This is a genomic window from Nocardioides sp. NPDC023903, from assembly GCF_040639295.1.
Taxonomy (GTDB): domain Bacteria; phylum Actinomycetota; class Actinomycetes; order Propionibacteriales; family Nocardioidaceae; genus Nocardioides.
This window is the reverse complement of sequence record NZ_JBEZZS010000023.1, coordinates 1-21586: the sequence shown is the minus strand read 5'-3', so window position 1 is coordinate 21586 and position 21586 is coordinate 1. Positions and strand designations below refer to the sequence as shown.

The following is a 21586-nucleotide window of genomic DNA, read 5'->3' as shown; positions in this document are numbered from 1 at the left end:
ACCCACCCGGGCATACGCAAACGGGGCCGTGACCTCGGATGAGGTCACGACCCCGTTCTGGGTCATTCGATGACTACGGCGTCAGGTCGAGCTGAATTCCGGTGAGACCGTCGATGACGCCCGTCACCGTGTCGAGCACCGGGGCCACCACGTTCTCGCCCAGCGACGGCTGGGTCGGCGCGGGGGTCGGCTCGGGCTCGGGTTCGGGCTGGGGTTGCGGAGCGGGCTCCGGGGCCGGCTCGGGAGCCGGTTCGGGAGCGGGCGCCGGATCCTTGTCCGACAAGGTGTCCCCCTCCTGCGGGGTGGAGACCGTCCCGCTGGAGGAGTGAGCGCCCCCGTAGCCCTCGGCGGTGGAGGGCGCGTCGTAGTCGCCGCTGGAGTGCTTGCCGCCGGAGGTGGTGCCGGCGGCCGCGGGGGAGAAGGGAGATGTCGTCTCCGGCGCGATCACGCCGGGGGCGTCGATGACCTTCTGGGCGGCTGTGTCGACCACGGGCACGGCGTCGTACTGGCCGGCGTGGGCCTTGACCTGCTGGGTCTCGACGCCGGGGCCGACGTTGGCCTGGGCGAAGGCGCCGATGCCGGCCGAGGCGATCGCCATCGCCGCGAGCGGCAGCAGTACGGCCTTCTTGTTGCGGGCGCGGCTCTTCGGGGCCGGGCCGTGGTCCACGATCGAACCGTTCCGGGTCGGCACCTGAGCGGCGGCGTACGACGGCATCGCCGGGTTGGCGAAGGTCACGGGCCCTGCCGGGTGCATCTGGTGGGCCGTGTAGGGGCTCGGCTGGTAGGCGTACTGCGGCAGCTGCGCGTGCGAAGGCAGCGGGCGCTGGTAGACCGGCCGGGACGGCTGGTAGTAGCCGCTGTCGGGGCGTCGCGGGACGAGCGCCGTGCCGGGCTGCGGCTGGGCCTGAGCCTGGGGCGTGTACGGCGTGTGGCGAGGTCGCGCCGGCTCGGGTGTCGCCCGGGGGCTGTCGAACCACGACTCGGTCGCCGGTGACAACCCCTCGAGAGCGCGGTTGGCGATCTCGAGGGGGTCGGCCGTGGTCTCGTTCTTGGTGCGCATCTGTGGAACGTTGTGTCGAGCCGGCGTGGGTGGGACGTTCGAGTGGTCCCCCGTCGCGGGCCGACGATTCGCTTCAGTCATCTGACGCTGTCTCCTGAGCGCGTAGCGAGTGTCGGTAGTGTCGCGCAGCACGTAACGGAACCAGAATCTCGACTACTTGTCACCTTCTTCTCAGAAAAAAGTTACTGACAAGGCGAAATGCACGCGGGAGGTAACGAGAAAGATACGCCCGGGGGTATATCTTCCTGTTGATTACAACGCTGCGATGGCCTCGGCGATGCTCAGCGTGCGCCGCGCGGACTCGACGTGGAGGTTCTCCACCATCTTGCCGTTGTAGGTCACGACGCCACCGTCGCTCGCCTCCCAGGTCTCGATGAGACCCTTGGCGTCGGACACCGCCTGCTCGCTCGGCGCGAAGCCTGCGTTGGCGCCCTCGACCTGGGCCGGGTGGATCAGGGTCTTGCCGTCGAACCCGAAGATCCGGCCCTGCTCGACCTCGGCCGCGTAGCCCTCGGCGTCCTTCACGTTGTTGTAGACACCGTCGAGGATGACCTTGCCGCTCGCGCGCGCGGCGAGCACGGCCAGCTGGAGGCTGGTGACCAGGTTGGCGCGGGCGGGGACGTGGTCGACGTACAGCTCCTTGACCAGGTCGTTCGTGCCCATGACCAGCACCGTCAGCCGCTCGGAGGCAGAGGCGACCTCCTCGGCGTGGAGGATGGCGTACGGGCTCTCGATCATCGCCCAGAGCTTGGTCTGCTCCGGGACGCCGGCCTTCTCGAAGGCCGCGACGAGGTCGTGCACCTGCTGGGCGCTGTTGACCTTGGGGACCACGATCGCGTCGGGTCCTGCCTTGGCGGCGGCGGCCAGGTCGTCGGCGTGCCACTCGGTGTCGGCGCCGTTGATGCGGATGGTGAGGTACTTGTTGCCGTACTCGCCCGATGTCACGGCCGCGGCCGCGTTCTCGCGCGCCTCCGGCTTGGCGTCGGGGGCGACGGCATCCTCGAGGTCGAGGATCAGCGCGTCGGCGGTGATCGTCTTCGCCTTCTCGAGGGCGCGCGTGTTGGAGCTCGGCATGTAGAGAACCGAGCGCAGGGGGCGGAAGGTCGTGTCGGTCATCTCAGTCCTCGATCTCGATCGCGTCGTAGAGCTCCTTGAGCTTCGGGTCGATGGCGGCCAGTTCCTCGGCGAGGTCGACGAGCACCAGGCACTGCTTCAGCGAAGCGTCGTCCTCCATCTTGCCGTCGAGCATGACCGCGCCGGTGCCGTCGCCCATGGCGGCGACCACGCGGCGCGCGTGCTTGATGTCCTCGACGCTGGGGGAGAAGACGCGGTTGGCGATCTCGATCTGCTTCGGGTGCAGGCTCCAGGTGCCGACGCAGCCGAGCAGGAAGGCGTTGCGGAACTGGTCCTCGGCCGCGACCACGTCGGTGATGTCGCCGAACGGGCCGTAGTAGGGGTAGATCCCCGCCGCGGCGCAGGCGTCGACCATCTTCGCGATCGTGTAGTGCCACAGATCCTGCTGGAAGACCGTGCGGTTGCCGTGGATGTCGCCGTCTACCGGGTCCTGGCGGACCAGGTAGCCCGGGTGGCCGCCGCCGACGCGGGTGGTCTTCATCTTACGGTCGGCCGCGAGGTCGGCCGGGCCGAGGCTGATGCCCTGCATGCGCGGGGAGGCGAGCGCGATCTCCTCGACGTTGGCCACGCCGCGCGCGGTCTCGAGGATGGCGTGGATGAGGATCGGCTTCTGTACGCCGCCCTTGGCCTCGAGCTGCGCGAGCAGCCGGTCCACGTAGTGGATGTCCTCGGGACCCTGCACCTTCGGCACCATCACGACGTCGAGCTTGTCGCCGATCTCGGTGACCAGGGTGACCAGGTCGTCGAGCACCCACGGGGAGTCGAGCGAGTTGATCCGGGTCCACAGCTGCGTGGGCCCGAAGTCTGTCTCGGAGGCGATCTTCACCAGACCCTCGCGCGCGGCGACCTTGTTGTCGGCCTTGACGGCGTCCTCCAGGTTGCCGAGGAGTACGTCGACGGTGCCGACCATGGCGGGCACCTTGGCCGCCATCTTCGGGTTCGACGGGTCGAAGAAGTGGATCGCGCGACTCGGCCGCGCCGGGATCTCCCGCAGGGGTGCGGGAGCGCCCACCGCCAACGGTGCGAAGAAGTCCTTGGGGCTCTTGTGACTCATGCCGGTCACCCTAACGGCCGGGAGTTACCGGCCGGTAGGCGTCTCGGCTTGTAACGATCACGACCGACGGCGAGAGGGATGGTCCTTCGGAACCTGGGCGCCGTGACGGATCCGGGCGCCGGCGTCGAAGCCGGCGAGGACGGAGCGGACGGTGCTGCGGACCTTGCTGGGGTTCTTCTTGTAGTTGGTCATGACTCCAGAGTGCTCTCGCGGAGCCCTCTGGGGGAGTGGCAGGATTGACTAAGAGTGATAGATTCTTGCCATGCCTGAAAAGCCGTCCATCGCCATCCCGATCGTCGACGGGATGACCCTCTTCGAGATCGGGATGCCGCTCGAGGCGCTCGGCTACGACTGGGACCACGACGCCAGCCCGCTCTACGACGTGGTGCTGTGCGGCGACCTGCGTGGGGTGCGCGTCCACGGCGGGCCTCGGCTGACGCCACAGCAGCCGATGGCCGCGCTGGCTGAGTTCGGAACGGTGCTGGTGCCGGCGATCCGGCCGGGCGAGCCGATCAGTCCGACCCTCGTCCGGGAGCTCCGCCGGGCTGCCGCGGGCGGCGCCCGGATGGTCTCGCTGTGCACCGGTGCCTTCGCCCTGGCCGAAGCCGGGCTGCTTGACGGGCGCCGCGCCACGACCCACTGGCGATGGGCGGAGGTGTTCCGGCGTACGTATCCAGGGGTCGACCTCGACCCGCGGGCGATCTACGTCGACGACGGCGTGCTGACGAGCGCGGGCTCGGCCGCCGGGCTGGACCTGTGCCTCCACCTGATCCGCACCGACCACGGCCAGCATGCCGCCAACACCATCGCCCGCAACCTGGTCATCGCCTCGCACCGCGACGGCGACCAGGCACAGTACGTCGCGGCCGACCCGCTCACCGAACAGGCCCACTGGCTCGACGAACTGCGCAGCTGGCTCCGGGCCAACCTGCACGAGGACATCACTCTCGAGCGTCTGGCGGCCGCTGCCGCGGTCTCCCCGCGCACCCTCGCCCGGCGCTTCGAGCGCGACCTCGCCACCACTCCGATGCGCTGGGTCACCGCCGAGCGCATCGCGGTCGCCAAGACGCTCCTCGAGACCACCGACCTGCCGATCGAGCGGATCAGCCACGAGTCCGGCTACTACTCGCCGGTGACCTTCCGGGCGGGGTTCACCTCGGAGGTCGGCGTGACCCCGGCGCGCTACCGGCAGCGGTTCTCGCACCGCCGAGAGGTCAAAACCTGACGTCGAAGCGTCGATTTCTGACGTCGAGTGGTCCATTCGCCGTCAGAAATCGACCTCTCGGGGTCTGATCTCAGCGGCGGCGCCACCAAGGCCGCTTTCGGGGTTGCTGCCGGCGTACGTCTTTGGCGGCTGCCACCCGCGCGGCGCGGCGCTCGCGCCAGGCGTCCAGGGTGGCGTCGACGTCGCGGGGCATGGTGATCAGCGGCGGGCCCTCGGGTGCGCCGTAGCGGGCGGCGATGACGCGCTCGTTGAACTCTTCGACGATCCTGCGGGCGCCGTCCTCGGTGGTCTGGGTGTCGAGGAGGCCGTCGAGCTCGGCGTCGTCCTTGCGGAGCTGGACGGACCGGGGGAGCACCACGATCTGCTCGCGCTCGACGAGCTGCTTGACCCACCAGTCGGGATCGTGGTCGCGGTCGAGGTCCTTGATCGGCTTGCCGGCGCCGGGCAGGTTGTCGAACTCACCGCGCTGGATCGACTGCTGCACCTGGAGGTCGACCCACTTGGTCTGGTTCTGTATCCGGGCGGCGGCAGCGGTCTTGCCCGCGGCATCGTCGAGATGGGGCGCCTGTGTCTCCGGGCGCTCCTCGGGCCGGTCTTCGCTCGTGGGCATGTGGTCACCTCCAGCGCGGAAAGTTTACCCAGCGCTGGTTGTGCGGCGGGGCAGTAGGAGCAGCAGCCCGGCGATCAGGGCGGTGACGCCGCACACCGCCCACACCGTGAGGTAGCCCGACAGCGGCGCGTGCGCCTCGCCTGAGATCGATCCGTCCGCGGCGAGCGCGATCGCGAAGACCGCGGAGGCGATCGCGCCGCCGACGGTCTTGGTGGCGTTGGTCATGCCGGTCGCGAACGCGGTGCGGGAGGCCGGCGCGGCCGCGGCGGCCGCCGCGGGCAGCGAGGCCACCAGGGCACCCGAGCCGAGGCCGACAACGGCCATGTTGACCAGCCCCTGCGCGGTGGAGTCGTGGAACGGCAGCCACATCAGGTAGCCCGCGGCCACCAGGAAGCAGGCGACCGCCTGGGCCCGCACCGGCCCGAGGAACCGCGCCCACAACGGCAGGGTGAAGGCGGAGATCGCCATCGCGATGACGTACTCCGCGATCAGCAGCGACACGAACGCCGCGTCGGCGCCCAGCCCGAAGCCGGCCTCGGCGGGATCGGTGCGCGCGAAGGTCGACAGCGGAATCTGCGCTCCCAGCACCGACATCCCGAACAGGAACGCGGTGAGCTGGATCGGCCACTGCCCGCGCGAGACCAGCAGACGTACGTCGATCAGCGGCTCGCTCCGGCCGGCGTCGTCCAGCGCGGTCTCGATGCGCCAGAACGGGACCAGCGTGAGCAGCCCCAGCACCACGAGTGCCCAGGCGAGCACGGACCCGGCCCCGAGGACGCGTACGCCGACGAGACCGGCCATGACCAGGCCGAGCACGAGGGTCAGCACGGTCAGCCCGAGCCAGTCGAAGGTGCCGCCACTCGTGCCGGAGTCAGGCTCGATGCCGACGGCGATGACGACGAAGACAGCGGTCACGGCGACGGCCGGGAAGGAGAGGATCGCCCACATCGGGAGGATGCCGACGAGGGCGCCGGCGGCGACCGCGCCGATGATCACCGAGAGCTGGAGCGCACCGACCAGGACACCGGCGGCCCGCCGGGTCAGGGCGGTGTCGCCCCCGGTGCGCTTGTGGACGATGGCGACCTCGAGCGGCAGCCAGATGACGTAGGCGCCCTGGATCGACCAGGCGACGAGGAATGAGCCGAAGTCGGGAGCGACCACGGTCCACCAGGTGGCGAGCGCGGTGATCCCGGTCGCCAGCAGGAGCACCTTCTTGTGGCCGATCTGGTCGCCGAGCCGGGCGAGCGGTGGCACGCACAGCGCGGAGACGATCAGCTGCCCGGCCTCGAGCCAGTTGAGGTCGGCGTCGGAGACGCCGAGATGGTCGGCGAGATCGGAGAAGATCGGGGTGTAGTAGCCCTGCAGGATGCCGCTGGCGAACTCGACGGCCACCAGGAAGCCGACGATCACCCAGATTCCGCGAGCGGCCTTCTCGAGGCCGGTGCGCTGATGTTCAGTGGTCACAATGACTCGATCAACCTTCGGTAGAAGCGGATCCCATCGAGGTAGTCATCGACCCTGATGTTCTCGTCGGCGGCGTGGATGGTGGCCCGCTGGGCGGCGGTCATCCGGAACGGCGCGAACCGGTAGACCCGGTCGCTGATCTCGTAGAAGAAGCGTGAGTCGGTCGCGGCCATGACCGTGTAGGGAGCCGGTACGGCCTCCGGGAAGATCTCCGCGATGGTGTCGGTGACCAGCGAGAACGCCTCGTCGCGAGGCGAGACTGGCGACGGCTCGCCGGCCCGGACGACCTCGATCTCGACCTGCTTGTCGCCGATCGCGGCACGCAGCCGCTCGACGACCTCAGCGACCGTCTCACCGACCATGATGCGCAGGTTGACCCCGGCCGAGGCGGCCGAGGCGATGACGTTGGCCGCTGGGCTGCCCTCGAGCGTCGTGATCGCGACGGTGGTGCGCACCAGCGCGGCGGGCTCGGGCCCCAGCCGGGTCAGCAGCCGGGCCAGTGCCGGCGCCAGCCGGCCGGCGTTGGCCAGCACGGGGCGCAGGGGCTTGGCTGCGTACGGCGCGATCTGCTCGAACATCTCGACCGTCGGCGCCGGCAACCGAACCGGCATCGACATGCGGTCGAGCCGGGTGATCGCGCGGGCCAGGCGCGCGGTCGGGCCGTTCTGGCGTGGGGTGGAGGAGTGGCCGCCGTCGCCGGTCACCCGGAGGCGTACGTCGGTGGTGCCCTTCTCTGCGACGCCGACGACCCCGATCGGCGCCGCGACGCCCGGGAAGGCGTCGAACGCGACCGCGCCGCCCTCGTCGAGCACGAACCACGGCTCGACGGCCTGGTTCCGGAGCTCCTGGACGGCCGCCCTCGCGGCCGCGCCGGTCGTCTCCTCGTCGGAGCCGAACGACAACCACACGTCGTACGCCGGCTCGAACCCGTCTGCGAGGAGCCCCTCGACCGCGGCGCAGATCGCCACGAGCTGGCCCTTGTCGTCGAGCGTGCCGCGCCCGTGGATCACTCCGTCGACGATCTCGCCGCCGAACGGGTCATGGGTCCAAACGCCTGCGATCGGGACGACGTCCTGGTGGGCCATCAGGACGACCGGCTTCGCAGCCGAGGCGCCGGGCCAGCGGAAGAGGAGCCCGTGCCCGCCGACCGGGGTGAGGTCGAGGGTCGAATGCAGCAGCGGGAAGTGCTCGCGCAGCGCCTCGTGGAGCTGCTCGAACGCCTTCGCCTCCGCGCCGGAGCCGTCGTTGACGGTCGGGGCTCGAAGTGCGGCCTGAAGAGCGGCAACGGCATCGAGTGTCATGGCCGCAACCTAGCCCGACCACGGTGGCCCAGGTCACCCTGATGGCGACTCCGTCACCAGTTTGTGGCGCTTCCGGGCAGCCTCACGTCGCGCGGGTGGATGACGTAGGTGACCCCGTCGGTCGAGGTCTGCCAGACCCGCTCGAAGTTCTCCCGGGTGTAGACGTTGCGCACCTCGTCGTTGGAGGGGTAGTTGGGGTCGTAGACGATCGGATCGCCCTCGGCGGTGAAGCCGCCGATGACCAGCAGGTGGCCGTCGGTGCCGTAGCCGGCCTCCGGCATCTCCTCGCGCTCCCAGTTGGCGGAGATGACCAGCGGGAAGCCAGCCGCGACCAGGGTCTCGGCCTCGGCCAGCGATCGCAGTCGGGTCACGAACCCGTCCAGGCCCCAGCGGCCGGCGTAGGCGGTGTTGAACGGCCAGTTGCCGGCGCCCTCGTAGGCGTAGTCCCAGGTGTTGATCGCCGCGTAGTCGACCTGCGGGTCGCCGTTGGGGGCGTCGATGTCCTCCAGCTCGCTCGCCGGGACCTCGTGACCCCAGTGGTACTGCACCATCGTGGTCGAGGTCGGCGAGCACCAGACCTGGCCGCCGCCACCGAACTCCGGGTATTCACCGCGGTGGATGTTCTGGCTGAACGGCGGCACCTTGAGGTCGACCGCGTCGTCGAGGGTCGGCGTGCTCGTCCCGGGGTAGGCGGAGTCGGGCAGGTATTCGTTGGTCAGCGTCGAGACCGTTCGCAGGCTGGGGGAGACGGTCGCGCCCTCGGGGCGCAGCAGGGTCACGCTGGTCTGGAACGCCTCGGGCTCCTTGCCGGTCCGGGCGACGTACGTGTCGGTGTAGAGCGCCGCGTCGGTGTCGCTCTGTCCCTCGACCGAGGTGCGGTGGATGTCGCCGGCCGCGAAGTCGTCGCCGGCCGTCCAGCGACCCATCACGAACCACTTCGTCCAGGTGCCGTCCGCCTTCCGGCCGCGGAACCGGATCTCGGCCCAGGTGCCGGTCGGGGTGTCGACGTCCCACGAGGTGACCGACTCATCGATCGCGTATCCGGTCCTGACCACGGGCGAGGTCCAGGTGCCGTACTCGTAGGTCTCGGCCGTGCCGTCGCCGAAGGGGTCGGTATAGGCCGTCGTCTCGCTGCCGCCGCCGATCCGGAGGGTGCCGTGCCGGTCCGGGCGCAGGTTGCTCGACCTGCCCTTCGCGAAGTCTTCGAGGCTGTTCCACCGGGTGAGGGTGATATCGGTGGGCTGGGTCTCAGGCTCGGCCGCGTGGACCGGAGTCGTGGGCGCGACCAGGACGACTGCGGCGGCGAGGGCGGCAACGTACGCGAGGCGGGACCGAGGGCTCATGCCCGGCACGCTATTCCTCCTCCGAGGGCCCGGCCATGACAATTCAACAGTCCGACACCCCGGAAACTTCGGTGCCGGCTGGCATCCTGGTCGTCGTGAACAACTTCGCATCCGACGGCTGGTTCAAGGACGAGTTCCACAAGAGGTACTCCGAGTCCGCCAAGGAGATCGGCCGGTTCAACCTCGCCGTCTTCGGCAAGACCGGGGTCGGCAAGTCGACGCTGGTCAACGCCGTCTTCGGCGCCGAGGTGGCGAAGACCGGGATCGGCGAGCCGGTGACGAAGGAGTCCACGCTCTACCTGCACACCAGCGGCTTCTTCGGGCTGCTCGACACCCAGGGCCTGGAGATCGGCGTCGAGGGCGACCGAGTGATCAAGGACCTCGCCAGGTTGATCCAGGAGCGGCGCCGCAAGCCGCAGTCCGAGCAGGTCCACGTCGCCTGGTACGCCGTGCGTTTCGCCGACCGCCGCTTCGAGGACACCGAGGCCGCGTTCATCCAGAAGCTCGCCGACCTGGGGCTGCCGGTGGTGCTGGTGATGACCCAGGTGCCGACCTCGCCGACCGGTGCCTACCACCCGGACGCGGTCGAGTTCGCCCAGCAGATCGACGCGCGCGGGCTGCCTGTGCACGGCGCCCGGGTCTACCTGACCAACGCCAAGGCCGACGACTTCGCCGGCCACCAGGTCCACGGGCTGCAGGAGCTCGTCGATGCCACCTTTCGATGCGCGCCTGCAGGGGTCGAGGAGGCCCTCACGGCGGCGCAGAGGGTGGATCTCAAGCGGAAGCAGGAGCAGGCGAACACCGTGATCGCGGGCGCCGCGACCGCGGCCGGGGCGGCCGGAGCCACCCCGATCCCGTTCTCCGACGCCGTCATCCTGGTGCCGATCCAGCTCGGGATGATGGCGCGCATCTCGGCGATCTACGGCATCGAGGTCGACAGGGCCGCGATGGCCTCGATCGCGGCCACCGCGGCCGCCACCCAGGCCGGACGCACCGTGGCCGGCAACCTGCTCAAGATGATCCCCGGGTTCGGCACCGTCGGCGGCGGCGCGATCAACGCCACCGTCGCCGCGGGCTTCACCGGCGCCATCGGCGCCGCCTGGTCGGCCGTCTGCGTCAGGCTCGGGGAGGGCAAGCTGCGTGGGGTCAACGGCGCACTCGACACCGAGAGCATCAGGTCGCTCTTCCTCGACGAGCTGAAGAACCAGATCTCGAAGCTGAAGCTCCACGCCAAGGAGAAGTGAGGCTCCGGCTCACTCCGCCATAGCCGCTTCGTACGCCGCGGCGAGCTGCTCGCTCGCCCGTTGAGCGTCCGGGTCGGGGCGCGGTGTGCCCAGGTGGAGCTCGCGCAGCTCGTCCATGAATGACTCCACCATCTCGGGGCCGGCATCGCGGAGCAGCTCCGCGCGGACCCTGAGCTGCCGGGTGCCGTCGCGATGGGCGAGCCCCCAGTTGCCGAGGGCGACCATGATCGGCAGCGTCTGGATGCCTGCCTCGGTCAGCGCGTAGGCGGCCTTCTGGCCGCGACCGGCCTCCTCCTTGGTGAGCAGGCCGCCCTCAACGAGCTTCTTCAGCCGGCTGCTGAGGATGTTGGAGGCGATGCCCTCCTCGGAGCTGCTGAGCAGCTCGCGGAAGTAGCGACGGTTCCCGAACATCACGTCGCGCAGCACGATCACCGACCAGGGGTCTCCGAAGACCTCCACGGCTGCGTTGATCGGGCACCCCGATCTGGGCTCGCTCACTCGGCGTCTCCTGCACTCGGAAATAGTGGTTGCAATCTGCAATCGCTGAGTCTACTCTCGGTCGCAGTGATTGCAAAGTGCAATCACTCTGAATCGAGGGAGATCCACATGTCACTCGTACGTGCTCACACCATCGGCATCTCGCTGGACGGCTTCGCCACCGGCGAGGGCCAGAGCCTGGAGGCGCCCTTCGGCCACGCCGGCATGCGGCTGATGGAGTGGTTCTTCCCGACCAGGACCTTCCAGAGCGCGACCGGACACCGGGAGCGGATGGAGGTCGACCCGGCCGCCGATCCCGACGACGCCTTCGCCGCTCGATCCTGGGAGGGCATCGGCGCCGAGATCATGGGCGCCGGCAAGTTCGGCCCTCCGGGATGGCAGGACGACGCCGAGTGGACCGGCTGGTGGGGCGAGGAACCGCCGTTCCACACGCCCACCTACGTGCTCACCCATCAGCCCCGCGAGTCGATCGAGATGAAGGGCGGCACCACGTTCCACTTCCGCAACGCGCCCATCGAGGAGGTGCTGGCGGAGGCGAAGGACGCGGCCGCCGGCCAGGACGTACGCATCGGCGGCGGCCCGTCCTCGCTCCGCGACTTCCTGGCGGCCGGTCTCGTCGACCACCTGCACGTCGCCGTCGTCCCGATCATCCTGGGCCGTGGCGTACGGCTGTGGGACGGGTTGGAGGCGCTGGAGGACGGCTACGAGGTGGCCTCGACCACGACCCCGAGCGGCGTCACCCACATCACCTTCGACCGGACGCAGGTCTCGTGATGAGCGGCAAGGTGCTGTGGCACTTCTCGATGTCGCTCGACGGCTTCGTCGACGGCCGTGAGCCAGGGCTGGCCTGGCTGAGCGACGTCACCGGACAGCCCGGGGTCGAGGAGGCGTACTCCTCGCAGCTCGGCGCCGTCCTGGGCGGCCGCAATGGTCACGATGCCTACCCCGACGCGATGCCGTACGGGGACTGGCGGGGTCCGGTCTTCATCCTCACCCACCACCCCGAGGACGCCCGGCCGCAGGAGCACGTCACCTTCCTCAGCTGCGACGTCGGCGAGGCGCTGCGGATCGCGATCGAGGCGGCCGAGGGGAAGAACGTCGAGGTCCACTCCGCCGACATCGGCCGCCAGCTCCTCGAGCGCGGCCTGATCGACCAGATCGACCTGCACATCGCGCCGGTTCTCTTGGGCGACGGCATCCGCCTCTACGACAACCGCGGCGCCGAGCCGATCCGGCTGCACAACCTCATCGGCGACGACCCGCACCTGGAGGTCGACCTGCGCTACGCACCGGTGCGCCCTGAAGCCCTAGGAAGACTCCGCCTGTGACGTGAAGCTGTTGAAGATGTACGTCACCTGATCCAAGAACTTGAACCCGGTCGACGGAGTCGAGACGCGCTGATCGGCGGTGCAGGCGACTTCCATGTCGTTCGAAGGTGCCGGAAGATCGGTGGTGGATATGTTCCAGATCACCACGCCGAACAAGACGCAGATCAATCCCGCTCGAGCCCACAGGGGAACCGTACGTCGCCAGAACGGTAGGAGCATGACGAAGGTCAGCGTGACCAGCATGGTTCCGGACGTGATCTTGCCACCACCGAGCAGCACGATTCCGCACAGCCCGGTGAACACGATGCCCGCCCACACTGCCATTTTCTTGACGATTTCCATCGGGGCATTTCCTCGCTCGAAAGTCGGAGTTTCGGTGGCGTCGGCCGGAGAATGCGCCCGTGAATCGGTCGGTGCTCGCCAATGGAGTCAATCGTGGCAGGACGGTCCGGCGAGAACCTGTGAGTTCGATCTGAATTGCCTGTCAATCCGATGAGGGGCCGCGACGGCGCCCCTCACCAGCGGCCGCGGTGGACGACGTCCTCGAGAGGGGTGCGCTTGCGGCGGGTGGGGGAGCCCTTGGCGCCGCCGGACGCGGGGTGGCCGATGGTGACGGCACCGATCGGGTCGAAGGCGTCGGGGATGTCGAACGCCTTGCGGACCGCGGCGTCGGCCTCCGGCGGGATTCCGAAGTAGAGGGCGCCTAGGCCCTCGTCGACCACGGTCTGCAGGATCAGCATGGTCGCCATCGCGGTGTCCATGTGCCAGAACGGCATCGGCCAGTGGGCCTCGTCGCGGTCGGTCCAGCCCTTGTCGGGCTGCGCGTACCGGTCGAGGTAGGCCGCCTTGGAGGAGCACGGGATCACGATCACCGGCGCCGTCATCATCCCGGTCAGCCACTTGTCGGGGTCGTTCACGTCGGCGGTGGCCTCCCAGTAGCCGCGTACGTCCTCGGGGGTGTCGAGCACGAGGAACGCCCAGCCCTGGGAGAAGCCCGCCGACGGCGCCCGGGTGGCGTTGTGCAGGATCTTGTCGATCACCGCCGGGTCCACCGGATCGCTGGTGTAGCTGCGGACCATCTTGCGGCGACGTACGACCTCGGAGAACTCCATAGGCCCAGTGTCCCGTCTAAGGCGTGGAGCGCCTGCCCTAGGTCCGAAAGTAAGGCGCCCGGGTCGGTAAGTAGGGCGCGCGACCGATTCGGGTGCCTACCTCAGCGGAGGAGTGTTCTCGATGTCAGCAGGACACCGCAGCAGGACAACTCAGCAGGAGATCGAGATGTACAGCACCGTAGGTTACGAAGCAGAGGTCAAGTACCGCCGCCAGCAGATCCAGAAGGACCTGGCCAAGCGCCAGCGGGCGAGCGAGGCTCGTCAGGCGCGACGCAACCGCACCCGCTGAGATGCGGGCGCGGGACCATCAACGCCGAGCAGGAGAGATCCCGCTCGGCGTTGCTTCATGTCCGGAGCACGCAGCTTCGACCCCTGGGCCGACCCGGTGTTGTCGGGAGGCGCGATGATTGCGTCCATGGCGCAGAGTGCCGAGAGGCTGGTCGGGCGTGACGCCGACCTGGAGATGCTGGCGGGGCTGGCTGGATTGGACGGCGCCATGCAGCCGGGCGGGCGCAGGCACGTCCTCCTCGCGGGCGACGCCGGTGTCGGGAAGACCCGGATCCTGCGCGAGCTCCGCGGCCGTGCCGCTGCCGACGGTCGGCAGGTGCTGGTCGGCCACTGCCTCGACTTCGGTGACAGCGCCGAGGCCTACCTGCCCTTCACCGAGATCCTCGACAACATCACCACCGCGCTGCCCGACGTGGTCGCCCAGGTCGCCGACGTACATCCGGCGCTCCTGCGGATGGCGCCCGTGGCCCGTGCGCTCGGCGGGGCTGACACCGCCGTCCAGGAGGCGCTCGACCGGGGCAACCTCTTCGCCGCGATCCACGCACTCCTGGAGCGCGCGGCCGAGAAGGCGCCGCTGCTGGTCGTGGTCGAGGACACCCACTGGGCCGACCAGTCCACCCGTGACCTGCTGACCTTCCTCTTCACCCGGCCGTTCGACGGCCCGGTCACGATCCTCGCTTCCTACCGCGCCGACGACCTCCACCGCCGCCACCCGCTGCGCCGCCAGCTCGCCGAGTGGACCCGGCTGCCCTCGGTCGAGCGGTTCCACCTCGGCAGGCTCTCGGACGATGACGTACGCGTCCTGGTCGGCGAGCTCGCCGGTGAGCTCGCCGACGGGGTCGACGTCGAGAGCGTCGTACGTCGCGCCGACGGCAACGCCTTCTTCGTCGAGGAGCTGGTGCAGGCCGCCGGCGCCGACGAGCTGCCCTGGGACCTCGCCGACCTGCTCCTGATCCGGCTGGACCAGCTCGACGCGACCGCGCGTGAGGTGGTCGACACCGCCAGCGCCGCCGGGCGCGACGTCAGCGACGAGCTCCTCGAGGCCGTCGCCGGTCTGAACCGCGCCACCCTCGACGCCGGGCTGAGGCAGGCGATCGAGCGCGCGATCCTGGTGCCGCGCGATGACGGCTACTACGTCTTTCGGCACGCGCTGCTCGGCGAGGCGGTCTATGACGACCTGCTGCCGGGCGAGCGGGTCCGGCTCCATCAGCGGTACGTCGAGGCGCTGAGCCGCGACATCACGACTGGCAGCGCGGCCGGCCTCGCGCGCCACGCCCGTCTCGCCGGCGACCACGAGACCGCGCTCACCGCCGGTATCGCCGCCGGGGACGAGGCGGCTGCCGCCGGTGGTCCCGACGAGGCCTCCCAGCACTATCAGCAGGCGATCGCCCAGCTGGCCGGTCGTGCCGACTCCGAGCGTGACACCCAGCGCCTCGTCGACCTGGTGGTCAAGGCCAGCGACGCGATGGTGGCCGCCGGGCACGCCGACCGGGCCGGGAAACTGGCCCGTGAACAGCGAGAATCGCTCCCGGCCGACGCGCCCGGTCTGTGGCGTGCGCAGCTGATGACGGTCGAGATCGAGACCAGCTTCGCCTACGTCAACGATGTCCGGGTGGGGGCGCTCGCGGAGAAGGCGGTGGCCGAGCTGCCCGAGGACGCCCCACCGTTGGTGCGCGCGCGACTACTCGCCGCATACGCCCGGTCGCTGATGATCTACCGCCGCTACGACGACGCCGAGAAGGCCGGCCGGGAGGCGCTGGCGCTGGCCGAGGAGCTCGGCCGGACGGGCCTCGCCGCGGAGGTCGCGGCGACGCTGGCCGGGTCGTGGGGGCGGCCGCCTCAGCTCTGGATCGAGCCGCTGCGTACGGCTGTAGCGCGGGCCGCCAAGGTCGGCGCGCTGCACCCGGAGTTTCGCGCCCGGCTCCAGCTGGCTTTCGCCCTCGACGCGGCCGACCGTCTCGACGAGGCCGGCGAGAGCTACCGCAGCGCCTTCGAGCTCAGCGTGGAGCGGGGCGTCCCCTGGGCGCCGTACGCCTTCGACGCCCGGATCGCCTGGCTCGACCATCTCCACATCACCGGCCGATGGGACGAGGCGCTCGCGCTGACCGACGCGTACGGCATCCCGCCGGCGCTGTGGCCGTGGCTGGAGTCCAAGCGGCTGATGATCGAGCAGGCCCGCGGCGCCGACGTCGGCGCCGAGGCACGGCGCCTGCGGCCGTCGTGGAAGCAGGAGGTGGCGACCGCCAGCGAGTCGGCGCCGGTGGAGATCAGGGCCGCCGCGGCTCGTGGCGACATCGACGGGGCGATCGAGGGCTACGACGCCGGTGTCGCGGCTCTCACCACCGGCTGGGGAAAGTGGTTCGGCGCCCACGCCCGGCTCTCGGCGATCGCCGTAGGTGCGATCGGCTCCGCCGTCCCGGACCTCCCCGTCGGGGCGCGCCCGCAGGTGATGGCGCAGGTGGACCGCATCCTCGAGGCGGGCACGCGACCCGTCGAGACGGAGCAACCGTGGGGGCTGGAGGGGCAGGCGTGGTCGGCGCGGCTGCGGGCCGAGGGGCTCCGCGCCCACTGGCTGGCCGGCGTCTCTGTACCCGAACAGGCCGAGCTCGTCGAGGCGTGGCGCGAGACCGTGGCCGCCTTCGAGGCCTATCCGCACGTCCACGAGCTCGCCTGGTCGCGGGTCCGGCTCGCCGAGATCCTGCGGGCCGGCGGCGACACCGCCGGCGCTCGTGTACTGGCTGATCAGGCCAGGGACGCGGCGAAGCGGCTCGGCGCTCGACCGCTTCTCGACCACCTGCTCACCCTCGGCACCACGCCGCAGCGGTCGACAGCCGGTCCCTCCGGCCAGCTGACCGCCCGGGAGAGCGAGATCCTCGCTCTGGTCGCGGCCGGGCGCAGCAACGGCGAGATCGGCAAGCAGCTGTTCATCTCGACCAAGACCGTCTCCGTCCACGTCTCCAACATCCTGGCCAAGCTCGGCGCCTCCGGGCGCACCGAGGCCGCGGCCATCGGACGCCGCCAGGGGCTGGTGGAGTGACGCTCATCACGGCCGAATGAGGCACCCCTGACGTACGCCTAAGGCAGCCGCCTCATGCGTGGTGCTACCTCAGGGGCAGAGGCTTGATGCATGACTTACACCAACCAGATCAGCTACGACGCCGAGCTGGCCTACCGCCAGCAGACCATTCGCCGCGCGACCGCGGCCGACCGGCTCGCCCGCCAGGTGAAGCGCCGCCGTCCGCGCCGGATGGACTCGATACACAACTGAGTCCTCGGAGGTCGGTAATGCGGGAGAATCCCGGGCCCGGAGGCGCGATGATAGGGGACATGGCGCAAAGTGCTCGGTCATTCGTAGGCCGCGACCCTGAGTTGCGGACCCTCACCGGGCTGCTCGGAGTCGCCTCGACCACCGAGGCCCGGCGCCAGCACGTGCTCCTCGCCGGCGACGCCGGCGTCGGGAAGACGCGCCTGCTCACCGCGCTGCGCGACAGTGCCGTCTCCGACGGCTGGCAGGTGCACGCGGGACACTGCGTCGACTTCGGCGAGAGCGCCGTGGCGTACATGCCGTTCTCGGAGATCCTCGACCGCATCGTCGCGGACCTGCCCGACGTCGTCGAGCGGGTGGCGGCCGACTACCCGGCACTGGCCAGGCTGAGGCCCGTACGCCGCGTGATGGGCGCCAACCAGGGAGCCGCTCCGACCGGCACCGACCGCGGGCAGCTCTTCGACGCCGTCCACACCCTCTTCGAGGCGGCCGCCGAGAAGGCGCCGCTGCTGGTCGTGGTCGAGGACACCCACTGGGCCGACCAGTCCACCCGCGACCTGCTGACCTACCTCTTCACCCGGCCCTACGTCGGCCCCGTCGCGATGGTCGCGTCCTACCGCGCCGACGACATCCACCGCCGCCACCCGCTGCGCCGCCAGGTCGGCGAGTGGGGCCGCCTGCCCGACGTCGAGCGGATCGTCCTCGAGCCGCTCTCCGACGACTCGGTGCGACTGCTGGTCCACGAGCTGGCCCCCGGCAAGGTCGACGCCGAGCGAGTCGTACGTCGCGCCGAGGGCAACGCGTTCTTCGTCGAGGAGCTGGTCCAGGCCGGCTGCGACGAGGACCTCCCGGTTGACCTCGCCGACCTGCTGCTGGTGCGTCTGGACCGGCTCGACGGCTCGGCCCGGAACGTGGTCCGCACGGCGAGCATCGCGGGCCGACGGGTCACCCACGAGCTGCTCGCCGCGGTGACCGAGATGAAGACCGACGAGCTCGACGACGCGCTGCGCACCGCGGTCGAGCAGAAGGTGCTCGAGCCGACCGGCTCCCGCTACACGTTCCGCCACGCGCTGCTCGCCGAGGCGGTCTACGACGACCTGCTGCCCGGCGAGCGGGTGCGTCTGCACGCCCGGTTCGCCGAGGTGCTGAAGGAGACGCCCGGCCTGGGGGCCGCCGCGGAGCTCGCGCTGCACGCCAAGCACGCCGGCGACCTGGCGACCGCGCTGCGAGCACGCATCGCCGCGGCCGAGGAGGCCCGCAGCGTCAGTGGTGTGGGCGAGGCGGCCCATCACTACGAGAAGGCATTGGGCCTGGCCGCCGACCCGAAGGTCACCAAGGCGGCCGCGGTCAACCTGGACCGGGTCTACGAGCGCGCCGCCGATACCCTCATCCTCGCCGGGCTGCCATCGCGCGCCGACGCGATCCTGGCCGAGCGGCTTGACGCCATTTCGGCCGGTCCGTCGGTGGGCCGGGCGCTGCTGCTCGCGACCCGAGCCGAGGCGGCCCTCCTCATGGAGAACGGCGACCCGCTCACCTACTCCCACGACGCGATGGTCGCGCTCCCGGCCGACGCCGAGCCGAAGGTGCGGTGCTCCGTCCTGGCCGTGCGCACCCGCACCCTGGTGACCTACCGTCGCAGCGAGGAGGCCGAGGCCGTCGGGCTGGAGGGCATCGAGATCGCCGAGCGGCACAGCCTCTCCAAGCTCGCCTCCGACATGGCCACCAGCCTGTCGATGCTCAAGGTCCGCACCGGCCGCGGTGGTGGCGACAAGGTCGAGGGCTTCCGGCAGGTGCTGCGCGAGACGATCGACCAGGCGCGGCAGGTCGGATCGACGTACGCCGTCAGCCGGGGGCTCTACACGCTCGGCCGCTCTTATGACGAGGCCGGCGACTACCCTGAGGCGCTGAGGTGGTTCAGGGCGGTGATCGACGAGGCCGGCGGGGAGTCGCTGCAGTGGTCGCCCTACGTTGCCGGGGCCCGCTCCGACATCGTCCGGATCCAGATGGTCCTGGGGGAGTGGGACGAGGCGCTCACGCTGACCGGCGGCAACCTGCCCGACGCACCGCCGATCCCGGTCGCGCTCCTCGACATGCTCCGGATGATGATGGAGCAGGCGCAGGGGGCATCGGTCGGTGAGGCCGCCAACGCGTTGCGACCGTTCTGGACGCAGGAGGGCCTGATCGCCCTCTACGGCTCGGTCGTGGAGATGACCGCGCGGGCCCGTGCCGGCGATCCCGAGGGAGTGCTCAAGGTCTACGCGGACGCGGTCGAGACCCTCTCCCAGTTCTGGACCGAGTGGTTCGGCGGCCGGGTGCGGTTGGCGGTCGTGGCCGCCTCAGGGATCGCGCAGATGCTGCCCTCTCTGCCGGCGGCGCGCTGGCCCGCGTTGGTGGAGGCTGTCGACGGGCTGCACAGCGACGGCGAGCAGGTGGTCGCGCAGTACGAGCCTGGAGAGTGGGGCCCGGAGGGCCGCTCCTGGACCGCCCGGCTGGAGGCGGAGGTGCTCCGCGTCCACTGGCTGGCCGGCATCGAAGCCCCGCCCCAGGAGTCGCTGCTGGCGGCATGGGAGCGCGCCGAGCAGCAGGTGGAGGCCTACGGCGATGTTCCAGGTCTGGCCGCGGTCCGGACGACGTACGCCACCATCCAGCGGGCCACGGGTGACGTGGCCGGATCGCGGGTGACCGCCGACAAGGCCCGGACGACCGCGAAGCGGCTCGGGCTGCAGCCGTTGCTCGACGAGCTGAGATCGCTCGGCGCGACGGCGGTCAAGCAGCAGCAGGCGACGTCGACGTCGCTGACGCCGCGGGAGAGCGAGATCCTGACACTGGTGGCCGCGGGACGCAGCAACGGCGAGATCGGCAAGCAGCTGTTCATCTCCACGAAGACGGTTTCCGTGCACGTCTCCAACATCCTCGGCAAGCTGGGCGCCGGGAGCCGCACGGAGGCGGCCGCTATTGCGCGCCGACAGCAGCTGATCAGCTGAACTTGTGGTGCCCGATAGCAACGTGTGGCTGAATTGTCACCATCACCACAGGCGGGTCGAGGAGCAGATGTGAAGCAGGGCGGGCAGCACCCGATCGCAGCCGGAGTCACGGCGCTCGTGGCGGTCGCGGTGGGGGTGGGGCTGATCGTCGGGATCGCGATGTTTGTCGGTGCCAACATCCTGGGGCTCGGTGGCGGCGGTTCCGCCGACGACCAGGCCACCGACCCGGACGCCGGCGCCTCGCTCTACGCGCCGTCGCCGAAGCCGACCAAGACCGCGAGCGGTCCGGCGATCACGCTCAACGCGTCGCCCACGAGCGCTCCGGAGAAGCAGGCGGGCACGGCCTCCACGAGCCCGTCGCCCTCCAAGTCGGTCGTGGAGAAGCCGGCGAAGGAGATCACCCTCCAGGCCGGCACCGTCGCGGCGGAGCCGATGGAGCGGATCGATCTCACCGGGATCTACCCCGGCGGTGAGGGCGCGATCCTCCGCCTGGAGCGCAACGACGGTCAGGGCTGGGAGGATTTCGGGATCCCGGACGTACCGGTCACCGGCGAGCAGTTCTCCACCCCGATCCAGTCCGGCCGGGTCGGGAAGCACAAGTTCCGGATGAAGGACATCGACACCGGCACCTACTCCAACGTGGTGACCGTGACGATCGGCTGAGGCGGAGCCGAGGATGGAATAGGCCATTGGACGCTTGGTTGTATGTGGGTATGACGGTTCCCACGATCAAGCTCAATGACGGCACTTCGATCCCGCAGTTCGGTCTCGGCGTCTGGCAGGTCCCCCAGGACGAGACCGAGCAGGTGGTGAGCCAGGCTCTCGAGGTCGGCTACCGCCACATCGACACCGCGCAGATGTACCAGAACGAGGCCGGAGTCGGCGCCGCGCTGAAGAGCGCCGGCCTCGCCCGCGAGGACCTCTACGTCACCACCAAGCTCAACAACTCCCAGCACGACCCGGCCAAGGCCAAGGCATCGCTGGAGAGGTCGCTCGAGCTGCTCGGCCTGGACCGCGTCGACCTGTTCCTGATCCACTGGCCGCTGCCGACGCAGTACGACGGGACGTACGCGAAGACCTGGGAGGCCCTCGTCGGCCTCCGCGAGGCGGGTCTGACCACCTCCGTCGGCGTCTCCAACTTCCAGCCCGACCACCTCGACAAGATCGTCGCCGAGACGGGCGTGGCCCCCGCGGTCAACCAGATCGAGGTCCACCCCTACTTCGCCAACGAGGCCGCTCGTGCCGCCACCCTGGCCCACGGCGCGAAGGTCGAGTCGTGGTCCCCGCTCGGACAGGGCGGCGGTGAGCTCACCGACCCGGTGGTCGCCGAGATCGCCTCCGCCCACGGCAAGTCGCCCGCCCAGGTCCTGCTCCGCTGGCAGATCGACCGCGGCGACATCGTCTTCCCCAAGTCCGTACGCCGCGAGCGGCTCGAGGAGAACCTGGCGATCTTCGACTTCGAGCTGACCGACGACCAGGTCGCCGCCCTCGCGGCTCTCGACAAGGGCGAGTCCGGCCGCTCCGGCCCCAACCCCGACACCTTCGACTGGATCCCGTCCTTCTGACGCAGCAAGCGCCGAGTCGCCATGACGACGACTGACCCTCAGCCTCCCGGGACCACACCGCCCCCGCCGAGCCGGGGGCTGTCCGTGCGCGCCCTGATCACGGCGTCCGTG

At 70.2% G+C, this 21586-nt stretch carries 21 protein-coding genes; 10 read left to right on the top strand and 11 right to left on the bottom strand.

From position 1 onward, the window contains the following. Nucleotides 1–73: 73 nt before the first annotated feature. The 4 genes from AB0F44_RS21035 to AB0F44_RS21020 form a co-directional block, all read right to left on the bottom strand. Nucleotides 74–1060: a hypothetical protein gene (locus tag AB0F44_RS21035; protein ID WP_357358642.1), complete on the bottom strand. Its 987-nt coding sequence runs from the start codon at nucleotides 1058–1060 to the stop codon at nucleotides 74–76. Nucleotides 1061–1312: 252 nt separating this feature from the next. Further along, nucleotides 1313–2176, bottom strand: a complete 864-nt coding sequence (locus AB0F44_RS21030; RefSeq protein ID WP_357358641.1) for a CoA ester lyase — start codon at nucleotides 2174–2176, stop codon at nucleotides 1313–1315. A gap of 1 nt (nucleotide 2177) precedes the next feature. Further along, the gene (locus AB0F44_RS21025) at nucleotides 2178–3248 is read right to left on the bottom strand and encodes a CoA ester lyase (RefSeq protein WP_350659965.1); all 1071 of its coding nucleotides are present in this window, start codon (nucleotides 3246–3248) and stop codon (nucleotides 2178–2180) included. Nucleotides 3249–3305: 57 nt separating this feature from the next. Beyond that, nucleotides 3306–3440 (bottom strand): hypothetical protein, encoded by a 135-nt coding sequence (locus AB0F44_RS21020; protein WP_350718664.1) that lies wholly within the window; start codon nucleotides 3438–3440, stop codon nucleotides 3306–3308. Between the two features lie 70 nt (nucleotides 3441–3510). Between AB0F44_RS21020 and AB0F44_RS21015 the strand changes: the two genes are divergently transcribed. Beyond that, nucleotides 3511–4473, top strand: coding sequence for a helix-turn-helix domain-containing protein (locus tag AB0F44_RS21015; protein ID WP_357358640.1), 963 nt, complete (start codon nucleotides 3511–3513; stop codon nucleotides 4471–4473). A 70-nt stretch (nucleotides 4474–4543) separates the two neighbouring features. Here the strand turns inward: AB0F44_RS21015 and AB0F44_RS21010 are convergent, their stop codons facing one another. The 4 genes from AB0F44_RS21010 to AB0F44_RS20995 are packed head-to-tail and all read right to left on the bottom strand — an operon-like array spanning nucleotide 4544 to nucleotide 9191. After that, nucleotides 4544–5083, bottom strand: a complete 540-nt coding sequence (locus tag AB0F44_RS21010) for a DUF1992 domain-containing protein (protein WP_357358639.1) — start codon at nucleotides 5081–5083, stop codon at nucleotides 4544–4546. Between the two features lie 24 nt (nucleotides 5084–5107). Next, a complete protein-coding gene (locus AB0F44_RS21005) occupies nucleotides 5108–6547 on the bottom strand; it encodes an MFS transporter (RefSeq protein WP_357358638.1) in 1440 nt (479 codons plus the stop codon). Continuing rightward, nucleotides 6544–7848 (bottom strand): M20/M25/M40 family metallo-hydrolase, encoded by a 1305-nt coding sequence (locus AB0F44_RS21000; protein WP_357358637.1) that lies wholly within the window; start codon nucleotides 7846–7848, stop codon nucleotides 6544–6546. Before AB0F44_RS21000 ends, AB0F44_RS21005 begins: the two co-directional genes overlap by 4 nt. Before the next feature lie 53 nt (nucleotides 7849–7901). Further along, nucleotides 7902–9191 (bottom strand): C39 family peptidase, encoded by a 1290-nt coding sequence (locus AB0F44_RS20995; RefSeq protein ID WP_357358636.1) that lies wholly within the window; start codon nucleotides 9189–9191, stop codon nucleotides 7902–7904. 35 nt (nucleotides 9192–9226) lie between these two features. Here AB0F44_RS20995 and AB0F44_RS20990 point away from each other — a divergent pair, with 35 nt between their 5' ends. Then, nucleotides 9227–10435 carry a GTPase gene (locus tag AB0F44_RS20990; protein ID WP_357358635.1) on the top strand — a complete coding sequence of 403 codons (1209 nt, stop codon included), beginning with the start codon at nucleotides 9227–9229 and terminating at the stop codon, nucleotides 10433–10435. A gap of 9 nt (nucleotides 10436–10444) precedes the next feature. On the opposite strand, the gene AB0F44_RS20985 is transcribed toward AB0F44_RS20990, so the two are convergent. Next, nucleotides 10445–10933 (bottom strand): helix-turn-helix domain-containing protein, encoded by a 489-nt coding sequence (locus tag AB0F44_RS20985; protein ID WP_357358634.1) that lies wholly within the window; start codon nucleotides 10931–10933, stop codon nucleotides 10445–10447. 108 nt (nucleotides 10934–11041) lie between these two features. On the opposite strand from AB0F44_RS20985, the gene AB0F44_RS20980 reads away from it, so the two are divergent. After that, nucleotides 11042–11707 carry a dihydrofolate reductase family protein gene (locus AB0F44_RS20980; protein ID WP_357358633.1) on the top strand — a complete coding sequence of 222 codons (666 nt, stop codon included), beginning with the start codon at nucleotides 11042–11044 and terminating at the stop codon, nucleotides 11705–11707. After that, nucleotides 11707–12261, top strand: coding sequence for a dihydrofolate reductase family protein (locus AB0F44_RS20975; RefSeq protein ID WP_357358632.1), 555 nt, complete (start codon nucleotides 11707–11709; stop codon nucleotides 12259–12261). Before AB0F44_RS20980 ends, AB0F44_RS20975 begins: the two co-directional genes overlap by 1 nt. On the opposite strand, the gene AB0F44_RS20970 is transcribed toward AB0F44_RS20975, so the two are convergent. Together AB0F44_RS20970 and AB0F44_RS20965 are read right to left on the bottom strand one after the other, a co-directional pair. Beyond that, nucleotides 12241–12603: a hypothetical protein gene (locus tag AB0F44_RS20970; RefSeq protein WP_357358631.1), complete on the bottom strand. Its 363-nt coding sequence runs from the start codon at nucleotides 12601–12603 to the stop codon at nucleotides 12241–12243. The genes AB0F44_RS20975 and AB0F44_RS20970 overlap by 21 nt on opposite strands. Before the next feature lie 173 nt (nucleotides 12604–12776). Further along, nucleotides 12777–13373 carry a nitroreductase family protein gene (locus AB0F44_RS20965; RefSeq protein ID WP_357358630.1) on the bottom strand — a complete coding sequence of 199 codons (597 nt, stop codon included), beginning with the start codon at nucleotides 13371–13373 and terminating at the stop codon, nucleotides 12777–12779. A gap of 166 nt (nucleotides 13374–13539) precedes the next feature. On the opposite strand from AB0F44_RS20965, the gene AB0F44_RS20960 reads away from it, so the two are divergent. The 6 genes from AB0F44_RS20960 (at nucleotide 13540) to AB0F44_RS20935 (ending at nucleotide 21475) form a co-directional block, all read left to right on the top strand. After that, nucleotides 13540–13662 carry a hypothetical protein gene (locus tag AB0F44_RS20960; RefSeq protein WP_350659950.1) on the top strand — a complete coding sequence of 41 codons (123 nt, stop codon included), beginning with the start codon at nucleotides 13540–13542 and terminating at the stop codon, nucleotides 13660–13662. A 57-nt stretch (nucleotides 13663–13719) separates the two neighbouring features. Then, nucleotides 13720–16698 carry an AAA family ATPase gene (locus tag AB0F44_RS20955; RefSeq protein ID WP_357358629.1) on the top strand — a complete coding sequence of 993 codons (2979 nt, stop codon included), beginning with the start codon at nucleotides 13720–13722 and terminating at the stop codon, nucleotides 16696–16698. 90 nt (nucleotides 16699–16788) lie between these two features. Then, nucleotides 16789–16929 (top strand): hypothetical protein, encoded by a 141-nt coding sequence (locus AB0F44_RS20950; protein ID WP_160026607.1) that lies wholly within the window; start codon nucleotides 16789–16791, stop codon nucleotides 16927–16929. Between the two features lie 17 nt (nucleotides 16930–16946). Next, entirely contained in the window at nucleotides 16947–19910 is a 2964-nt protein-coding gene (locus AB0F44_RS20945) for an AAA family ATPase (protein WP_357358628.1), read from the top strand. Nucleotides 19911–19979: 69 nt separating this feature from the next. Further along, nucleotides 19980–20573: a hypothetical protein gene (locus AB0F44_RS20940; RefSeq protein ID WP_357358627.1), complete on the top strand. Its 594-nt coding sequence runs from the start codon at nucleotides 19980–19982 to the stop codon at nucleotides 20571–20573. Between the two features lie 50 nt (nucleotides 20574–20623). Next, on the top strand, nucleotides 20624–21475 hold the full coding sequence (locus AB0F44_RS20935) for an aldo/keto reductase (protein ID WP_357358626.1): 852 nt from the start codon (nucleotides 20624–20626) through the stop codon (nucleotides 21473–21475). Nucleotides 21476–21586 lie beyond the last annotated feature (111 nt).

Excerpts from the sequence above, each read along its gene's own strand:
- AB0F44_RS21035 (WP_357358642.1), bottom strand. The coding sequence starts at position 1,060 with ATGCGCACCAAGAACGAGACCACGGCCGACCCCCTCGAGATCGCCAAC.
- AB0F44_RS21030 (WP_357358641.1), bottom strand. The coding sequence starts at position 2,176 with ATGACCGACACGACCTTCCGCCCCCTGCGCTCGGTTCTCTACATGCCG.
- AB0F44_RS21025 (WP_350659965.1), bottom strand. The coding sequence starts at position 3,248 with ATGAGTCACAAGAGCCCCAAGGACTTCTTCGCACCGTTGGCGGTGGGC.
- AB0F44_RS21020 (WP_350718664.1), bottom strand. The coding sequence starts at position 3,440 with ATGACCAACTACAAGAAGAACCCCAGCAAGGTCCGCAGCACCGTCCGC.
- AB0F44_RS21015 (WP_357358640.1), top strand. The coding sequence starts at position 3,511 with ATGCCTGAAAAGCCGTCCATCGCCATCCCGATCGTCGACGGGATGACC.
- AB0F44_RS21010 (WP_357358639.1), bottom strand. The coding sequence starts at position 5,083 with ATGCCCACGAGCGAAGACCGGCCCGAGGAGCGCCCGGAGACACAGGCG.
- AB0F44_RS21000 (WP_357358637.1), bottom strand. The coding sequence starts at position 7,848 with ATGACACTCGATGCCGTTGCCGCTCTTCAGGCCGCACTTCGAGCCCCG.
- AB0F44_RS20995 (WP_357358636.1), bottom strand. The coding sequence starts at position 9,191 with ATGAGCCCTCGGTCCCGCCTCGCGTACGTTGCCGCCCTCGCCGCCGCA.
- AB0F44_RS20990 (WP_357358635.1), top strand. The coding sequence starts at position 9,227 with ATGACAATTCAACAGTCCGACACCCCGGAAACTTCGGTGCCGGCTGGC.
- AB0F44_RS20980 (WP_357358633.1), top strand. The coding sequence starts at position 11,042 with ATGTCACTCGTACGTGCTCACACCATCGGCATCTCGCTGGACGGCTTC.
- AB0F44_RS20975 (WP_357358632.1), top strand. The coding sequence starts at position 11,707 with ATGAGCGGCAAGGTGCTGTGGCACTTCTCGATGTCGCTCGACGGCTTC.
- AB0F44_RS20970 (WP_357358631.1), bottom strand. The coding sequence starts at position 12,603 with ATGGAAATCGTCAAGAAAATGGCAGTGTGGGCGGGCATCGTGTTCACC.
- AB0F44_RS20965 (WP_357358630.1), bottom strand. The coding sequence starts at position 13,373 with ATGGAGTTCTCCGAGGTCGTACGTCGCCGCAAGATGGTCCGCAGCTAC.
- AB0F44_RS20960 (WP_350659950.1), top strand. The coding sequence starts at position 13,540 with ATGTACAGCACCGTAGGTTACGAAGCAGAGGTCAAGTACCGCCGCCAG.
- AB0F44_RS20955 (WP_357358629.1), top strand. The coding sequence starts at position 13,720 with ATGTCCGGAGCACGCAGCTTCGACCCCTGGGCCGACCCGGTGTTGTCG.
- AB0F44_RS20950 (WP_160026607.1), top strand. The coding sequence starts at position 16,789 with ATGACTTACACCAACCAGATCAGCTACGACGCCGAGCTGGCCTACCGC.
- AB0F44_RS20945 (WP_357358628.1), top strand. The coding sequence starts at position 16,947 with ATGCGGGAGAATCCCGGGCCCGGAGGCGCGATGATAGGGGACATGGCG.
- AB0F44_RS20935 (WP_357358626.1), top strand. The coding sequence starts at position 20,624 with ATGACGGTTCCCACGATCAAGCTCAATGACGGCACTTCGATCCCGCAG.